The following is a 13,651-nucleotide window of genomic DNA, read 5'->3' as shown; positions in this document are numbered from 1 at the left end:
CGGATGGAACGCATTCAAGCCGCCATCGCCAAGGCCCGTGCCGAGCGGCAGGGCACCAAGGACGGCGCTGCCCCGCACCCGGTGCTGGGGCAGGCGGTCCGGCATGACATCACCGCCAACTGGGAGGCGCTGCCCCGGCATGCGCTCGACCCCAAGACCGCGGAGCGCAACCGCATCGTCGAGACCGGCAAGGGCTCGGAGAGCGCCGCCTTCGACCTGATGCGCACCCGGACGCTGAAGATGATGCTGGAGAACGGCTGGAAGCGGCTGGCGATCACCTCGCCGACCGCGGGCTGCGGCAAGAGCACCGTGGCGCTCAACCTCGGGCTCAGCCTGACCCGGCGCAACGACGTCTCCGCCATCCTGATCGAGGCCGACATGCGGCGGCCGAGCCTGGCCGACAAGCTCGGCATCCGGCGCAACTACCACATCGCGGAGGTGCTGCGCGGGGCGGAGTCCTTCGCGGACAACGCCTGCCGGATCGCCGACCGCTTCGCGGTGGCCACCAACGAGAAGGCCGTGCCGAATTCCTCGGACCTGCTGCAGGCACCGCAGGTCGGCGACGTGCTGCGGCAGATCGAGGCGACCTATGCCCCGACGCTGACGCTCTTCGATATGCCGCCGCTGCTGGTCAACGACGACACCATCGGCTTCCTCAGCCACGTCGACTGCGCCATGCTGGTGGCGGCGGCGGAACACACCTCGATCAAGGAGATCGACGAATGCGAGCGCGAGATCGCCTCGCACACCAACGTCCTCGGGGTGGTTCTCAACAAGTGCAAGTTCTCCAGCGGCAGCTACGGCTACGATTATTACTGAAGACAGGGCGCGGCCCCCGCGCCCGGAACCCCGGAAACGCAAAAGGCGCCCCGACGGGCGCCTTTTTCATGATGGTCTCGAGGCTGTCGCCCGGATCAGGCGGCTTTCCTGGCCTTGCGGCGGCGCAGGGCGGCGATGCCACCCAGCGCACCGGCCAGAAGCAGACCACCCGCCGGCAGCGGAACCGGGGAGATTTCCTGGTAGGCGCCTTCGGTGATCTGGAACTCCACGGTGCCCGCGGCATCGTTGCCGTCATAGCCACCGAGGTAATAGGTGCCGGCCGCCAGCGTGATGTAGGGCGTTGCGGTCGTGGGCAGGTGCGAGGTCAGCGACGCGCCCGGATCGTTGGTCACCAAGTTACACTTGCCACGGATCGGCAGGAGCACGTTCGTGTTGTTGCACGCGGTGTGCTGCGTGGTGTAGCGGGTGCCGCCGTCCTGCAGGATGATGAAGCCGGTGAGCTGTCCCGGGGTCGGATCGGTGTAGCTCGCCAGGTAGATGTTGAACGTGGTGTCGGACGTGAACTTCGCGTAGCCCGATGCCGGGTTGCTCGTCCAGTCGAAGATCACGTTGACGAAGTTTGCGCCAGTCTGGGTGGAAACTGCACCGCCCCCGCTGACCGCAACCGAATCGATTGTCGTCAACGCCTGAGCGCCACCGGCAGCCAGGGCAGAAAGGCCCAGAACTCCAAGAAATTTAGCAAAACCAACAGCCATGGTCCTAATCCCTCTCAACGGGTCACATCCCGGCGCATAAGGCAACGGGACAAGTCTTAACGATTTGATAGCATTCCTTAACCGCATATGCACCCGGTTTTTTATAATTTTTCCGGTTTTGGCGGGTCGCTGCGCAAATGCTGCACAGGGATGCGGCATTTGCCTTCCAATTGCAGCCTCGGGTCGCGGCTGTGCTCAGAAGTTCAGCGCGAAAATACCTGGCCCAGCATCCAGGCCCCCCGCGCCAGGCGCAGCCGGACCAGGGTGGCGAGCGCCGCGCGGCGCTCCCGCCCCGAAGCGAGCCGGTCCGAGCGCAGCACCCGCGGCGTATGGACCAGCGCCGAGAGCGGCAGGACCAGCGCCCGCAGGCCCCAGCGCAGCCGCTGCACCGGGCCGTGCTGCTGCAACCCCCAGGTTTCCTCGGTCAGGCGCAGCCACTTGCGGCGCAGCGCCGGCCAGTCGGCGCGTGCCGGATGGCCGACGCGCAGCGCTTCGGCGAAGACGAGGTCGAACCCGGCGGCGGTGGCGCGGTGGCACCAGTCGAGATCCTCGGACATCCCGGCCCGGAAGCCGCCGATGCGCTCGAAGACCGCGCGCCGGGTGACGAGGTTGGCGGTGACGGAAAAGCCCTTCTTCTCAATGTACTGCCGGTTGTCGAAGGCAAAGACCGCCTCGAAGGCCTCGGCCCCGGAGCGCGGCGGCGGGGTCTCGTCGAAGACGTCGATCCGCCCCCCGACCAGCGCCGCGCGCCCCGCCACGGCAAAGGCCGAGGCCAGCCAGTCCTCCGCCGGGACACAGTCGCAATCGAGGAAGAACAGGGATTCGGCGGTGCTCTCCGCCACGCCCCGGTTGCGCGCCGGGGCGGCGCCCTTTTCCGTCTCCAGGACGAATCGCACCTGCGGCCAGCGGTCGGTGAAGGCCGCGCCGAGCGCCGGATCGGAGCGGTTGTCGACCACGATGACCTCCACCGGCCTTGGCGCGGCGTCCAGCTGCGGCACGAGGGCATCGAGGCAGCGGGCGAGGCGCGCGTGGTCGTTGTAATGCGGGATCAGGACGGCGGCGGCGGCGGTCACTCCCCGGCCCTCAGACGTAGCGCTGCAGCAGCCGCTTGGCGACGACCAGCGGGTTGCGGCGGTCCACGTCGGTCATCCGGGTCCGCAGGTCGCCATAGAGGATCGCCGTTTCCGCGAAGGTCGAATAGCGCGAGCAGACGAGGTGATCGCACTGCGACAGCAGCAGGATGTCGATCAGCGCGTTCTCTGCCTCGCGCTGCTTCTCGATCTGCGCCTGCGGCAGGTGCAGCCGCGCGCCGTCCTCCGGCAGGTACTTGTCGGTGAAGTGGATGTTGCCGTAGCGCGCGGCGAAGCGGCGCTGGATCTCGACGTTGTCGGTGGCGAGGAAGATCTGCGCCCCCGGCCTTGTCTTCAGCGCCGCGTCGAGCGCCGCCTCCAGCGGCTCCACCGCGATCTTGCGGTCGGTGTAGCGCACGTGCACGCCGATCAGCGGGCGACCGAAGCGCGCCTTGTATGCGGCCACCGCCTCGCGCACGCGGGCGTTGGGGGTGAAGTAGCGGCTCAGGTAGTCCCTGATGAGACTGTCCTCGGACTTGCCGGCAAAGCGCGCGTCGGCCTTCATGTGCCGGGCCAGCCGTCCGAACTTCGGCAGGTAGCACCAGAACACCGCGAGGTCCTCCGGCGCGTCGAGCCGGGTCAGGTCGGTGCAGAAGCGGCGGTAGACCCGCGCCCCGGCGTGCAGCCTCGGGTCGATGCGGTCGATCAGGTCGACGGGGCTTTCGCGCAGGTGCCCCTGCCAGATCGGCGGGTCGATCGGCCCGGCGTGGTCGTCAAGCCGCGCCACCGGCGCGGTCAGCGGCGTGTCGAAGAGCAGCGGATAGGCGTTCTCGCCCTCCGGCGCGTAGTTGCCGTCGCGCCAGTCGATCACCGGCACCCGCCCGGTCAGGTCGGCGAAGATCAGCCCGGTGACGGCGGAGAGCATGCGGTTGCCGAGGCCGCCCTTGGCCTTGATGAGCAGGGTCTTCTGCATGGTTCAGTCGATCCCCAGCCCGCGCTTGATGTCGAGGTAGGTCTCCGCCAGCCGCTCCCGCGGCGTGCCGAAGAGCCGGTCGATGGCGGGATGCGCCGCCTTCATGCCGCGCAGGTCCTCCGCCGCGCCGGCATCGCCCTTCAGCGACCGCGCCCAGGCCAGCACCATGCGCAGGCGCGAGTAGCTCTTGGTCTTGCGGATCGCCTCGGCGCGCTGCGCCGGGCTCAGCTTGCGGTCGGCGACGTGCTTGGCCATGAGATAGGCGAGGTTGGCGAGGCCCATGGCGCCGAGGCCATAGCGATCCGCCCGTCCGCCGGGGAAGCGGTGGTGGTAGACCTTGCCCCGGTTCGCCCCGATGACGCAGCCATGATCGGTGACCGCCCAGGAGGCGTCCGTGTCCTCGAACAGCGAGTAGCCGCCGAACACCGGCTCGAAACCCTCCGTCTTGATGGCGGCGGTGCGGAAGGTCATGCGGAAGCCGGTCATCCACTCGACGTGAAGGGCATCCAGTTCCGTCAGCCAGGGCAGCGCCGGGGCGCGGTCCACCAGCGCCTTGCCGATGACCATGCGCGGGTTGATGTCGGGCATCAGCCGGCCGATGGCGGTGCGCCAGGGCACGGTCTTCGCCTCCGCCACATGGGCGTCCGACATGGCATAGCCCGCCCCGTCGAGCGCGCCCTCCGGCGGGGTCAGCGAGACCGCGGGGTTCACCGCCGCGACCTTGCCTTCGGTGTCCCGCTCGTAGATCTCCATGATGGCGGCACTGGTGCCCGGGAAGAACAGCGTGTCGTCGTCCGGCAGGAAGACGACATCGGCGGTCACGTAGCCCAGCCCGATGTTGCGCTGCCGGGTCAGGCCCTTTTCCGAGTGCACCACGGTGACGCGGACAGCGTCATGGCCGGCGGTGGTCTGCGCCACCACCTGCGCCACCGGCGCGTGGTCGTCGGAGCTGTCGATGACGATCAGCTGCTCCGGCCTGCGCGACTGCGCCAGCAACAGCGGGATGGTCAGCGCCAGCGCATCCGGACGGTTGCGGGTGGCGATCACGACGTCGAAGGTCAGGGGGGCGGGGGAGGCAATGCTGGTCATGCTCGGACATCCGGGGGCGGTCCGGGGCGGCTTGGCACGGGGCCAGCGCGGGGCCCTGTGCCGCGATGCGTCTCCATTACGTCAGTCTGGTCGAAGGGCAGGCTCGGCCCGGTCGGTCCCTTGCACAGGTCGATAGCCTGCGCCCCCCCGCGGCTCAACCCGAAATCCGGGGAACGGGGCCGGATCAGCGCCGGAAGCGGTCCGGTTTGCGCTCTGTCTGCCCGCTTGTGCGGCGGATCGCGGCGGGCGCGAAGCGGGAGAAGCGGGTGGTGCGGGTCCCGGCCGGCTCCGCCCCGGCGCCGTCTCCCTCCTCCCGCGGCGCCGCCGGCTCTGCCGAGATCAGCCAGAGTCCCGCGCCGAACATGACGAAGACCAGCGAAAAGGCCGTGCCCCAGACGTGCACCGTCGAGAGGGTGAAGCTCAGCCCGACGAAGGTGAAGACCCAGGCCAGCCGGATGTTCATCAGCCGCGGGTCGGCGTCGAAGGTGCGGAACATGATCCGCAGCAGGGGCACCAGCATGCCGATCACCAGCATCACGAAGGCCGGGATGCCGTAGCGCATGGCGGTCAGCAGCCAGAAGTTGTCGACGGAGCTGGTGATCATGAAGCCCGGGCGTGCCCAGTCGTTGAAGCCGAGGCCGAAGAGCGGATTGGCCCAGACGTTTTCCATGCCGTACTGCAGGATCAGCCCGCGCCAGTAGGCGGTTTCGGGCGAGAAGGTCGCATAGCTCATGAAGACCCGCAGCGGCGTGCGGTTGGACAGCAGGTCGACGACCACATAGGCCAGCGCGAACAGCCCGATCAGCACCCACCAGCGCGCCTTCACACGGTCCAGCATCCACCGCCAGGTGACGAGGCCGGCGAACAGCAGGATCGCCAGCAGGGCGCCGCTCGACAGCGACAGGCAGCCGGTGATCGCCATGACGAGCGAGAGGACGTAGCGCCGCATCTTCGGCATCTCGTCCTTCAGGGAGACGAAGGCGAGGGAGAGCGCCATCGAGCAGAACAGGCCGAAGTGGATGGGGTGGACGAAGACCGTTTGCGCCCGGTCGAGGCCGAACCGCATGTTGCTGACGTTGGTGGTGACCGATTTCATGCCGGGCACCATCGCGAGGATCTCGCCCAGCAGCAGCCGCCCGGTCAGCGCCTCGTGGATGGCGAAGGGCATCAGGAAGAGCACCGTGACCATCAGGCCCCGGGCAAAGGCGAGGAACTGTCCCGGCGTGCGGATGAAGGCCCGCCCGACGAAATAGCCGCCGAGCATTTCCGTGCCGGCCGACCCGGTGCTCTCGACCGCCATCGACGGGTTGTTCTTCAGCACCGCGAGGAAGGTCCAGAAGATGAAGGCGGGGAACAGGATGTCGGGCAGGCGCACGCGCCCGAAATGGCCCATCCAGGTGCGCAGCATCAACGGCGCGGTCAGGATCAGCAGGAGCAGCTTGAGATTGCTCATCGACAGCGGGCCGAGCGGGAAGAACAGCGGCAGCGCGACGCAGACCAGATAGAGCACGACGAAGATCGACAGACGCTCCCGGTCCGGGGTCCGGTCCGGTGCGGCGGCGCCCGGGCCGCGCAGGGGCAGGGCGCCGGGCATGCGGGTATCGGCGAGGGTCATCGCGGTCTCACCTTTCGGGCTGCAGCCAGCTGGCGCCGAGCCCGGCCCCGTCGAGCGCGCCGCCCTTGCGGTAGAAGAAGTTGCGCAGATCGTCCGGATCGCCCTCGATCGCATTGACGAACAGCGCGTCGTAGTGGTTCGCCACGCCCCGCCGCCGGTCCTGGATCAGGGCGTTGTCGCGCACGTCCCAGCCGCCCTCGCGCCGGGCCCCGGGCACCTCGGCCGCGACATTGCGCAGGACCTCGATGTTCTCGCAGCGCTTGTTGACCCAGATCGTCGGGACGTAGAGGCCGGGCTTTTTCTCCCGGCCCACCGAGAGCCGGTTGCGGATCAGCGTGTTGTTGCGGATCGTCACGCCGATGGCATGGGTCATCCGGACGCCGTGGATATGGGCGTTGATGATGACATTCTCCTCGATCAGCACATCGCGGTAGAACATCTCGCGCCCGGCGCGCTTCTGGTCCACCTCCTCGTTGCCGAAGAAGATGGTCTGGCTCCAGGGCCCGTGGCCGGAGTTCAGCAGGTTCCGGCGGATCACCACCCGCTCCGTCGGACGCTTGGTGCGCATGGTCCAGAACTGGATCATGTCGCGGTGGCCCTTGTCCTCCGGGCTCGTCAGGAAATCGGAGATGTGATTGCCCTCGATGCGCAGGTCCGGGGTCTGGGAGAAGTTCATGCCGTCGACGCGCATCGAGTGGATGCGGTTGGCCAGCACCTGGATGTGCCTGCAGTCGGCGCAGATCAGACCGGTGGTGAAGCCGTGGAACAGGTTGCGCTGCACCACCGTGCGCTGGCAGCGCGTCAGCCCGAGGCAGAACGCCCAGCCGTAGCCGTCCGCGGATGTGCCCGTGCCCCTGGCGGTGTCGCCCTCGAAGGTGCAGTCGGTGACGACCGTGTCCGTGACATTGGTCAGGGAGAAGGCCTTGAAGTTGTAATCGTGGTCCGACGCGTAGCTGTAGTCGAAGACCAGCCGCTCGAAGCCGAGGAAGGCGCCTTCGGAGACCCGCAGCCGCTCGATGCGGGCCGGGTTCTCCGGATCGGCCGAGGTCAGCACGATCGGCGCCCCGGCCGCACCGCGCACCCCCTTGAAGCCGACCCGGGGATAGACCCCCGGGGCAAGGCGCAGCGTGGTGCCCGGCCCGGCCTTCGCCAGCGCCGCCTTGAGCGCCGCCTCGCCGTCGACATCGACCACCGTCCGCTCCGGCGCCCCGGCCCGCAGGGGGGCGGGCAGCAGCGCGAAACCCGCGCCGGCCGCGAGGACCTGGCGCCGCGTCGGACGCGCGGGATCGGAGGCGAAATCGGAAAACGACATGGCGGATGGGCATTCGCTTTGAAATGGCATGGACGCAAGCCTAGAGGATTCGACCCCTGCCCGCCAGAACGGGCAGGCCGGGCCTGGTCACGAGGAGGCGATCTGCCGCTGGCCGACCACCTTCGCCGGGCTGCCCACCGCCACCGCCATGGCCGGGATCTCGCCCCGCACCACCGAATGCGCGCCGATGATGGCGCCGTCGCCGATGCGCGTGCCCGGCAGCAGCGTCACCCGCGTGCCGAGCCAGACGTCGTTGCCGATCACCACGTCGGCCTCGTCGCTGGCCTGGTCACTCACCGGCTGGCCGTCGTTGTAGCGATAGCCCGCCGCGGTGATCATCACCTCCGGCCCGAACAGCACGTCGTCACCGATGATCACCCGCCCCTGCGCCGGCCCGGCCCAGATCACCGAGCGCGTGCCGATGCGCACCCGCGCCCCGATGGTGATGCGCTCGGGGTTGAAGAACTCCGCCGTCGGGCTGATCGCCGGGTTCGGCCCCAGTTCCATCACCCGCAGCGGCGAGACATGGATATAGTTGTAATAGTTCACCAGCTTGACCAGATGCGCCCAGGCCCGCGGGTCGAGCACGGCCCTGATCAGCCGCCAGAGCCGCTGCCGCCTGGTCAGGCGCAGCTTGTGCGCCGGGGTGTCGTAGGTGCCGCTCATGTGCCTCTCCCGTAACCGGCCAGCCAGTCCCGCCGCGCCGCCCAGATCTCGCGCCATTTCTCCGCCGCCTCCCGGTGCTTCGGCTTGCCCGACAGCGCCATGAGCCCGCTCGCCACCCGCCGCAGCGCCGCCCAGAGCCAGTACAGCGCCAGACCGAACGGCACCTGCCAGCGCGGCCAGTGATCGCGGATCAGCGTGGTGCGGGCCTTGGCCACCATCTGCATCTTCCGCGCCACCTTGCCCGAGGCGGCGCCGACGAGGTGCATGATTTCCGCCTCCGGGGTGATGGCGGGCTTGTAGCCCATGGCCCTGGCCCTGAGGCACAGGTCCGCCTCCTCGCCATACATGAAGTACTTGAGATCGAAGCCGCCGAGGGCATCCCAAAGCGTCTTCGGGATCATCAGGAAGCAGCCGACGACGATGTCGACCTCGCGCACGCTGTCGCGCTGCCAGCTCCCCATGGCCTCGGGGTTGAAGACCGCCGAGCCGCGAAACGCCGCCGTCAGCCCCGTCGCCATGCAGAAGGCCGACCAGGGCGTGAGGCGCATCCAGCAGGACGCGATGTTGAGCGCGCCACCCGGGAACACCGTCCGCCCCCCGGTGATGCCGGCCTGCGGGTTGGCCCTGGCAAAGCGGAGAAGATTGTCGATCGCGCCGGGATGCACCTCCGTGTCGGGGTTCAGAAGGAGCAGCCACTCGGTTTGCGCCTGCTCCGCGACGATATTGTTCGCCTTGGCAAAGCCGTGGTTCTCCGGGCTGGCGATCAGCTCCACCTGCGGGAAGGCTTCCCCGATGGCCTCCGCCGACCCATCGTTGGAGGCATTGTCCAGCACCACCACATGCGCCCGCGCCTCGTGGGTGTTGGCAAAGAGCGTCTCGAGACATGTCAGTGTCAGGGCACGGGTGTTGTAGCTGACAATGATGACCGTCAACTCGGCCGGAGCGCCGGGTTGTCCGGTCAGGGCAGGGGGCGGGGACAGGGTCAAGGCAGGCTCGGACAAGGGATCAGGGACTAAAAAGGGGCTGTCCCTTGAACGCAGCTTGGGGGGGAGAGGTCAAGGGGCACTTCCACTAGTTCTCAAATGCTCGCTCGGCAACTTTGGGCGTAAACTCCATTGGCTAACTTTGGTAAAAATGGTATCGAGATATTACTTTCAGCAAGCAGGTGATTCTCATGGCCAAAGCTCGCCATCTAGCCAAAGTAAAAAAGTCTGGAAAATCCCTCGTCCCAATTGCCAGCAGTGCGGGGCTGGCGTCCGAATTTGAGGCGTTGACGGATCGCCTTTGGGAAGATCCCAGAGTGAAAAAATTTACGGTTACGGTCAACAAAGAAACAGGTATCGCCAAGGCAACTGCCGTTGGACACCGTGGCCAGACCTCCATGCAGGAGATTGTTGGGCCGGGCTTAATAGCCACAACGACCTATATGCCCAAGGCCCGTGATGGGAGAGCAGCGAGGGATGAGAATATCGTCGCTCTATATGATCGTGGTTTAACTCAGGTCGACATTGCTGGACGTCTCAACGTCTCGCAATCGACTGTGTCTAATGTGCTGCGGCGCAAAGGTCTGCGCTAAGTATAGACTACCTAAACGCTCGCTTAGGTTTGGATTGTTCTCAGTCCAATACCGCATTTATCTTCAAGGAGTGGAACTGCTTTCTCGCCCCCCACCCCCCGCTCCTTGACATCCCACCGCCCGCCTCGAATAACACCTCGACCCTCCAAAGAGAGACGAGACCATGACCAACGCGAGCACGGCGAAGATGACCCTGGACTGGGTCCCCTTTACCCCCAAGGATGTGACCCTCGGGCACGATGTATCCCTGCTCGACCTGTTCTGGCTCATCAAGCAGGAGCATGAGACCTGCTACCTTCTGGAAAGCATCTCGCATCCGCGCCATCAGGACCGTTTCCACGTCCTCGGCTTCTCGCCCGCGCTGCTGCTCAGCGCCCGGGGCGATACGCTCACCGTCACCGGCAAGCCGGAGATCATGGAGCGCTGCTTCGGCACAGCCACGGACAAGCTCGAGATCACGGGGATCAACCCCTACGAGTATCTGTCGGACAATCTCGACATGAACCGCGGCGGGCGCTCGCATGAGGGGGGGCTGATCGGCCTCTTCTGCCACGAGGCGATGAACTATTTCGAGCCGAGCATGAAGCTGGCCGAACACCCGGTGTTCGAGCCCTTCCGCCTCGGCCTCTACCTCGACGGGCTGATCCTCGACACGGTGACGCAATCGCTGAGCTATTACAGCTATGACGAGGACCGTTCGGACATGGTCCGTGCCCTGCTCGCCAGGCTGCCGCTGGAGAATTCCGGCGGGCCGGTCGAGACGCGTTATCTCGGCTGCTCCGAGACGGAAGAGAGCTTCACCAAGAAGGTCGCCGATACGCAGAAGAAGATCTGCGAGGGCTACTCCTTCCAGGCGGAAGTGGGCATGAAGTCCTACTTCGAGGTGAAGGGCGACAAGTTCACCGCCTACAAGCACCTGCGCGAGGTGAACCCCAGCCCCTACATGTATTATCTCCAGTTCGGCGATCAGGAGCTTTTCGGCGCCAGCCCGGAAATCCTCATCAGCTGCAAGAGCGGCCGCATCCTGACCACGCCCACCGCCGGCACCATCCGGCGCGGGGTCGACGATGCGGAGGACGTGAAGCTCGCCCGCCAGCTGCTCTCCGATCCGAAGGAAATCGCCGAGCACAACATGCTCGTGGACCTGCACCGCAACGACATCTCCATGGTCTGCCAGCCGGGGACCGTGGTGGTCGAGGACCTGATGTATCTCATCAAGTTCAGCCATGTGCAGCACATCGTCTCCAACGTCGTCGGCGTGAAGGCGCGGGACAAGACCGGCTTCGACGTGCTGCGCTGCATCCTGCCCGGCGGCGTCGTCACCGGCGCGCCGAAGATCGAGACGGTCAAGATCATCGACCACAACGAAGGCCAGCCGCGCGGACCCTACGGCGGCGCGGTCGGGCGCTTCGGCTTCAACGGCGACTGCGACTTCTGCCTGCCGATCCGCAGCCTGTTCTGCGACGGCGACCAGTGCTTCGCCCAGACATCCGCCGGGGTGGTATATGACAGCCGCCCGGCGCATGAATACCAGGAAGTGCAGCGCAAGCTCGACGGCATGCGCAAGACGCTGGCCAAATTCGAGGGGCAGGGGAAATGACCGACACACTGCGCATCCTGCTGATCGACAACTACGACAGCTTCACCTTCAACCTGTTGCACATGCTCGAGGAAAAGCCCGAGGTGGAGCTCACCCTCGTGCGCAACGACGACGACTTCCTGCCGCGCCTCGAGGCCGGGGAGTTCGACGGCGCGCTGATCGGTCCGGGACCGGGCAGCGCCGAGGATGAAGCCTACTTCGGACGCAACGCCGAGGTGATCCTCAACCATGGTACCAAGGGGCTACCAATCCTGGGTGTCTGCCTTGGCTTCCAGGGGATCTTCCACCTCTTCGGCGGCAAATTGCGCCAGGCGGCGCTGCCGGTGCACGGCAAGGTCAGCGGCCTCGACATCCGCGTGGTGGACGAGATCCTGACGAACGTGCCGAACGGCTCGAAGGTGATGCGCTATCACTCGATCATCGCGGACCCGGCGGGCGGCATTCCGGACGTGCTCGAAGCCACGGCCTACGCCGAGGAAACCGACGAATTCGCCGCCAACGGCGCCGAGCTCATGGCCTTCCGCCACCGCGACCTGCCGATCTTCGGCGTCCAGTTCCACCCGGAGTCGTTTGGCACGAACTTCGGCCATACGATGATCGACAACTTCTGCAAGGTCGTTGCGGAGCGGAAAGAAGGGTGAGGGGCGTCGTCAACGCATCCCGGCAGCAGGATTGAAGAGCCGCTGCCGGGGCACTGAAATCTCAAGCGAGACGTCGTGGAAATGTACCCGGTTCAAACAGATGAAGTCTTCTTCGTATTCATCACAGGCTTTGTCTTTTCAACGCCTGCGGTCATATCAGCGTTTTGGGCCTATTTCACCAAGCAATCCCGTGTTCGCAAAAAGCTGAACATCACCAGCGCTCTCCTGATTCTCTATCCGATTTTCTCGGCAGGCTTGTATGCCCTTTTGCAAACGCGCTGTCTCGTGGGGCATATCGACGAGCGGTTTTCACAGTGTCGATATATTCCGGACATATGGGCCCGGAACATGTTTCCCATTTCAGCGGCAGTCACACTCCTGCCCGCGGCTCTGCTCGCAGGACTATCCCTCGTGCAGGAAGTGAGAGGCTGGCGGAACCATCTGCGTTGAAACACTGTCGGGAGCACCTCACACTTCTGATTTGCAGATGTGGGACAGTCTAATGAAGGCTCAAGGGTCGTTGCGACGTTTTCCGCTATCTCAGTTTCATCATCTCGGCTCTGAAGGCCTCGGTGGGGGTGCGCCAACCAAGGCACTTTCTGGGCGTACCGTTCAGGCGGTCGCAAATCGCCTTCATCTTGCGATTTGACAGCGCCGCGAGTTGGGTATCACGCGGCAGATACCTGCGGGCGCGTTTGTTCAAATTCTCAACTGATCCTTTTTGCCAGGGCGCTTGCGGATCGCAAAACCAGCTTTCCGTTCCAATGCCGGATTTCAACTTGCGCCATTCGCGGAACTCGAAGCCCCGGTCGAAAGTGATCGACTTCCGCGCGGGTTGGGGAAGGGGCTCCATCACATCCATCAGCTTGTTAATGAAGTGTGTCGAACTGCGGTCGTTGTTGCGGAACAAGACGGCAAACCGGGTCTTCCGCTCGACCAGCGAGGCGACGTTCATCTTGCCCTGAGACCGCTCGAAGATCATCAGATCGCCTTCCCATTCGCCAAAGGTTTCACGGGTGGCGACGTACTCAGGGCGTTGATGGATGGACCGATCCGGCGGGAAAACCTGGCCTCTGGGTCGCCTGGCATAGCGTAGCCTGCGTTTCCTGCGTCGGCTGGGAAGGTGGCGTGCCAGGTCTTCCGACTGCCCCTCCTTGCTGTAGACATAGGCGTAAATCGTTTCGTGGCTGACCCGAACAGGCTGGTCTTCGAAACCGAGACGGCCCGCGATCTGTTCTGGCGTCCAGCCTTCGATGAGCCGACCGACGACGTGCGTGCGCAATGCTTCCAGGCGGATCAATTTGCGTCTGCGAGCACGGCGCTTTGATGCTTCACGCTGCGCGACCATGCCATAGTAGCCGTTCAGATACGGCAGCTCTTCGTCGGTGAAAAAGTTCCGTTTGATCTCGCGATAGACGGTCGAACGATGCCGACCGATCTCTGCGGCGATCTTGCTGACCGGTACTTTTGCATTCAGCATGTCTTCGATGGCGCGTCTCTCACGCAAATCCAGCTCTGTGTGGGCCATGTCCGTTCTCCTTGCTTTCCAGCAAGATAGGGCATTTGTCGCAACC

At 65.5% G+C, this 13,651-nt stretch carries 14 protein-coding genes; 5 read left to right on the top strand and 9 right to left on the bottom strand.

Annotated features, from left to right (window positions below; all coding sequences use genetic code 11):
* Positions 1–3 precede the first annotated feature (3 nt).
* On the top strand, positions 4–819 hold the full coding sequence (locus tag ACP159_RS23855) for a CpsD/CapB family tyrosine-protein kinase (RefSeq protein ID WP_425102237.1): 816 nt from the start codon (positions 4–6) through the stop codon (positions 817–819).
* A gap of 95 nt (positions 820–914) precedes the next feature.
* Here the strand turns inward: ACP159_RS23855 and ACP159_RS23850 are convergent, their stop codons facing one another.
* From ACP159_RS23850 to ACP159_RS23815, 8 genes are all read right to left on the bottom strand, one after another.
* Complete coding sequence (locus ACP159_RS23850) at positions 915–1,463, bottom strand: VPLPA-CTERM sorting domain-containing protein (RefSeq protein ID WP_425102236.1); 549 nt, start codon at positions 1,461–1,463, stop codon at positions 915–917.
* Positions 1,464–1,738: 275 nt separating this feature from the next.
* Positions 1,739–2,608, bottom strand: a complete 870-nt coding sequence (locus ACP159_RS23845; RefSeq protein WP_425102235.1) for a glycosyltransferase family 2 protein — start codon at positions 2,606–2,608, stop codon at positions 1,739–1,741.
* 10 nt (positions 2,609–2,618) lie between these two features.
* Positions 2,619–3,578, bottom strand: a complete 960-nt coding sequence (locus tag ACP159_RS23840; RefSeq protein ID WP_425102234.1) for a hypothetical protein — start codon at positions 3,576–3,578, stop codon at positions 2,619–2,621.
* Positions 3,579–3,581: 3 nt separating this feature from the next.
* A complete protein-coding gene (locus ACP159_RS23835) occupies positions 3,582–4,667 on the bottom strand; it encodes a glycosyltransferase family 2 protein (protein WP_425102233.1) in 1,086 nt (361 codons plus the stop codon).
* A gap of 184 nt (positions 4,668–4,851) precedes the next feature.
* On the bottom strand, positions 4,852–6,282 hold the full coding sequence (locus ACP159_RS23830) for an O-antigen ligase family protein (protein ID WP_425102232.1): 1,431 nt from the start codon (positions 6,280–6,282) through the stop codon (positions 4,852–4,854).
* 7 nt (positions 6,283–6,289) lie between these two features.
* Positions 6,290–7,594 carry a hypothetical protein gene (locus ACP159_RS23825; protein WP_425102231.1) on the bottom strand — a complete coding sequence of 435 codons (1,305 nt, stop codon included), beginning with the start codon at positions 7,592–7,594 and terminating at the stop codon, positions 6,290–6,292.
* Between the two features lie 87 nt (positions 7,595–7,681).
* Positions 7,682–8,260: an acyltransferase gene (locus tag ACP159_RS23820; protein ID WP_425102230.1), complete on the bottom strand. Its 579-nt coding sequence runs from the start codon at positions 8,258–8,260 to the stop codon at positions 7,682–7,684.
* On the bottom strand, positions 8,257–9,246 hold the full coding sequence (locus ACP159_RS23815) for a glycosyltransferase family 2 protein (RefSeq protein WP_425102229.1): 990 nt from the start codon (positions 9,244–9,246) through the stop codon (positions 8,257–8,259). Before ACP159_RS23815 ends, ACP159_RS23820 begins: the two co-directional genes overlap by 4 nt.
* Positions 9,247–9,434: 188 nt before the next feature.
* On the opposite strand from ACP159_RS23815, the gene ACP159_RS23810 reads away from it, so the two are divergent.
* From ACP159_RS23810 to ACP159_RS23795, 4 genes are all read left to right on the top strand, one after another.
* Positions 9,435–9,836, top strand: coding sequence for a helix-turn-helix domain-containing protein (locus ACP159_RS23810; protein ID WP_425102228.1), 402 nt, complete (start codon positions 9,435–9,437; stop codon positions 9,834–9,836).
* 163 nt (positions 9,837–9,999) lie between these two features.
* A complete protein-coding gene (locus ACP159_RS23805; RefSeq protein WP_425102227.1) occupies positions 10,000–11,436 on the top strand; it encodes an anthranilate synthase component I family protein in 1,437 nt (478 codons plus the stop codon).
* Entirely contained in the window at positions 11,433–12,077 is a 645-nt protein-coding gene (locus tag ACP159_RS23800; protein WP_425102226.1) for an anthranilate synthase component II, read from the top strand. The genes ACP159_RS23805 and ACP159_RS23800 overlap by 4 nt, the downstream gene beginning before the upstream one ends.
* A 75-nt stretch (positions 12,078–12,152) precedes the next feature.
* Positions 12,153–12,527 (top strand): hypothetical protein, encoded by a 375-nt coding sequence (locus ACP159_RS23795; protein ID WP_425102225.1) that lies wholly within the window; start codon positions 12,153–12,155, stop codon positions 12,525–12,527.
* Between the two features lie 85 nt (positions 12,528–12,612).
* Here the strand turns inward: ACP159_RS23795 and ACP159_RS23790 are convergent, their stop codons facing one another.
* Positions 12,613–13,605, bottom strand: a complete 993-nt coding sequence (locus ACP159_RS23790; RefSeq protein WP_425101343.1) for an IS30 family transposase — start codon at positions 13,603–13,605, stop codon at positions 12,613–12,615.
* Between the last annotated feature and the right edge of the window lie 46 nt (positions 13,606–13,651).

The sequence above is a fragment of the Tropicibacter sp. S64 genome (genome assembly GCF_049803835.1).
GTDB lineage: Bacteria > Pseudomonadota > Alphaproteobacteria > Rhodobacterales > Rhodobacteraceae > Pacificoceanicola.
Note: the sequence above shows the minus strand (reverse complement) of the source record. Positions and strands in the feature narration are given on the sequence as shown.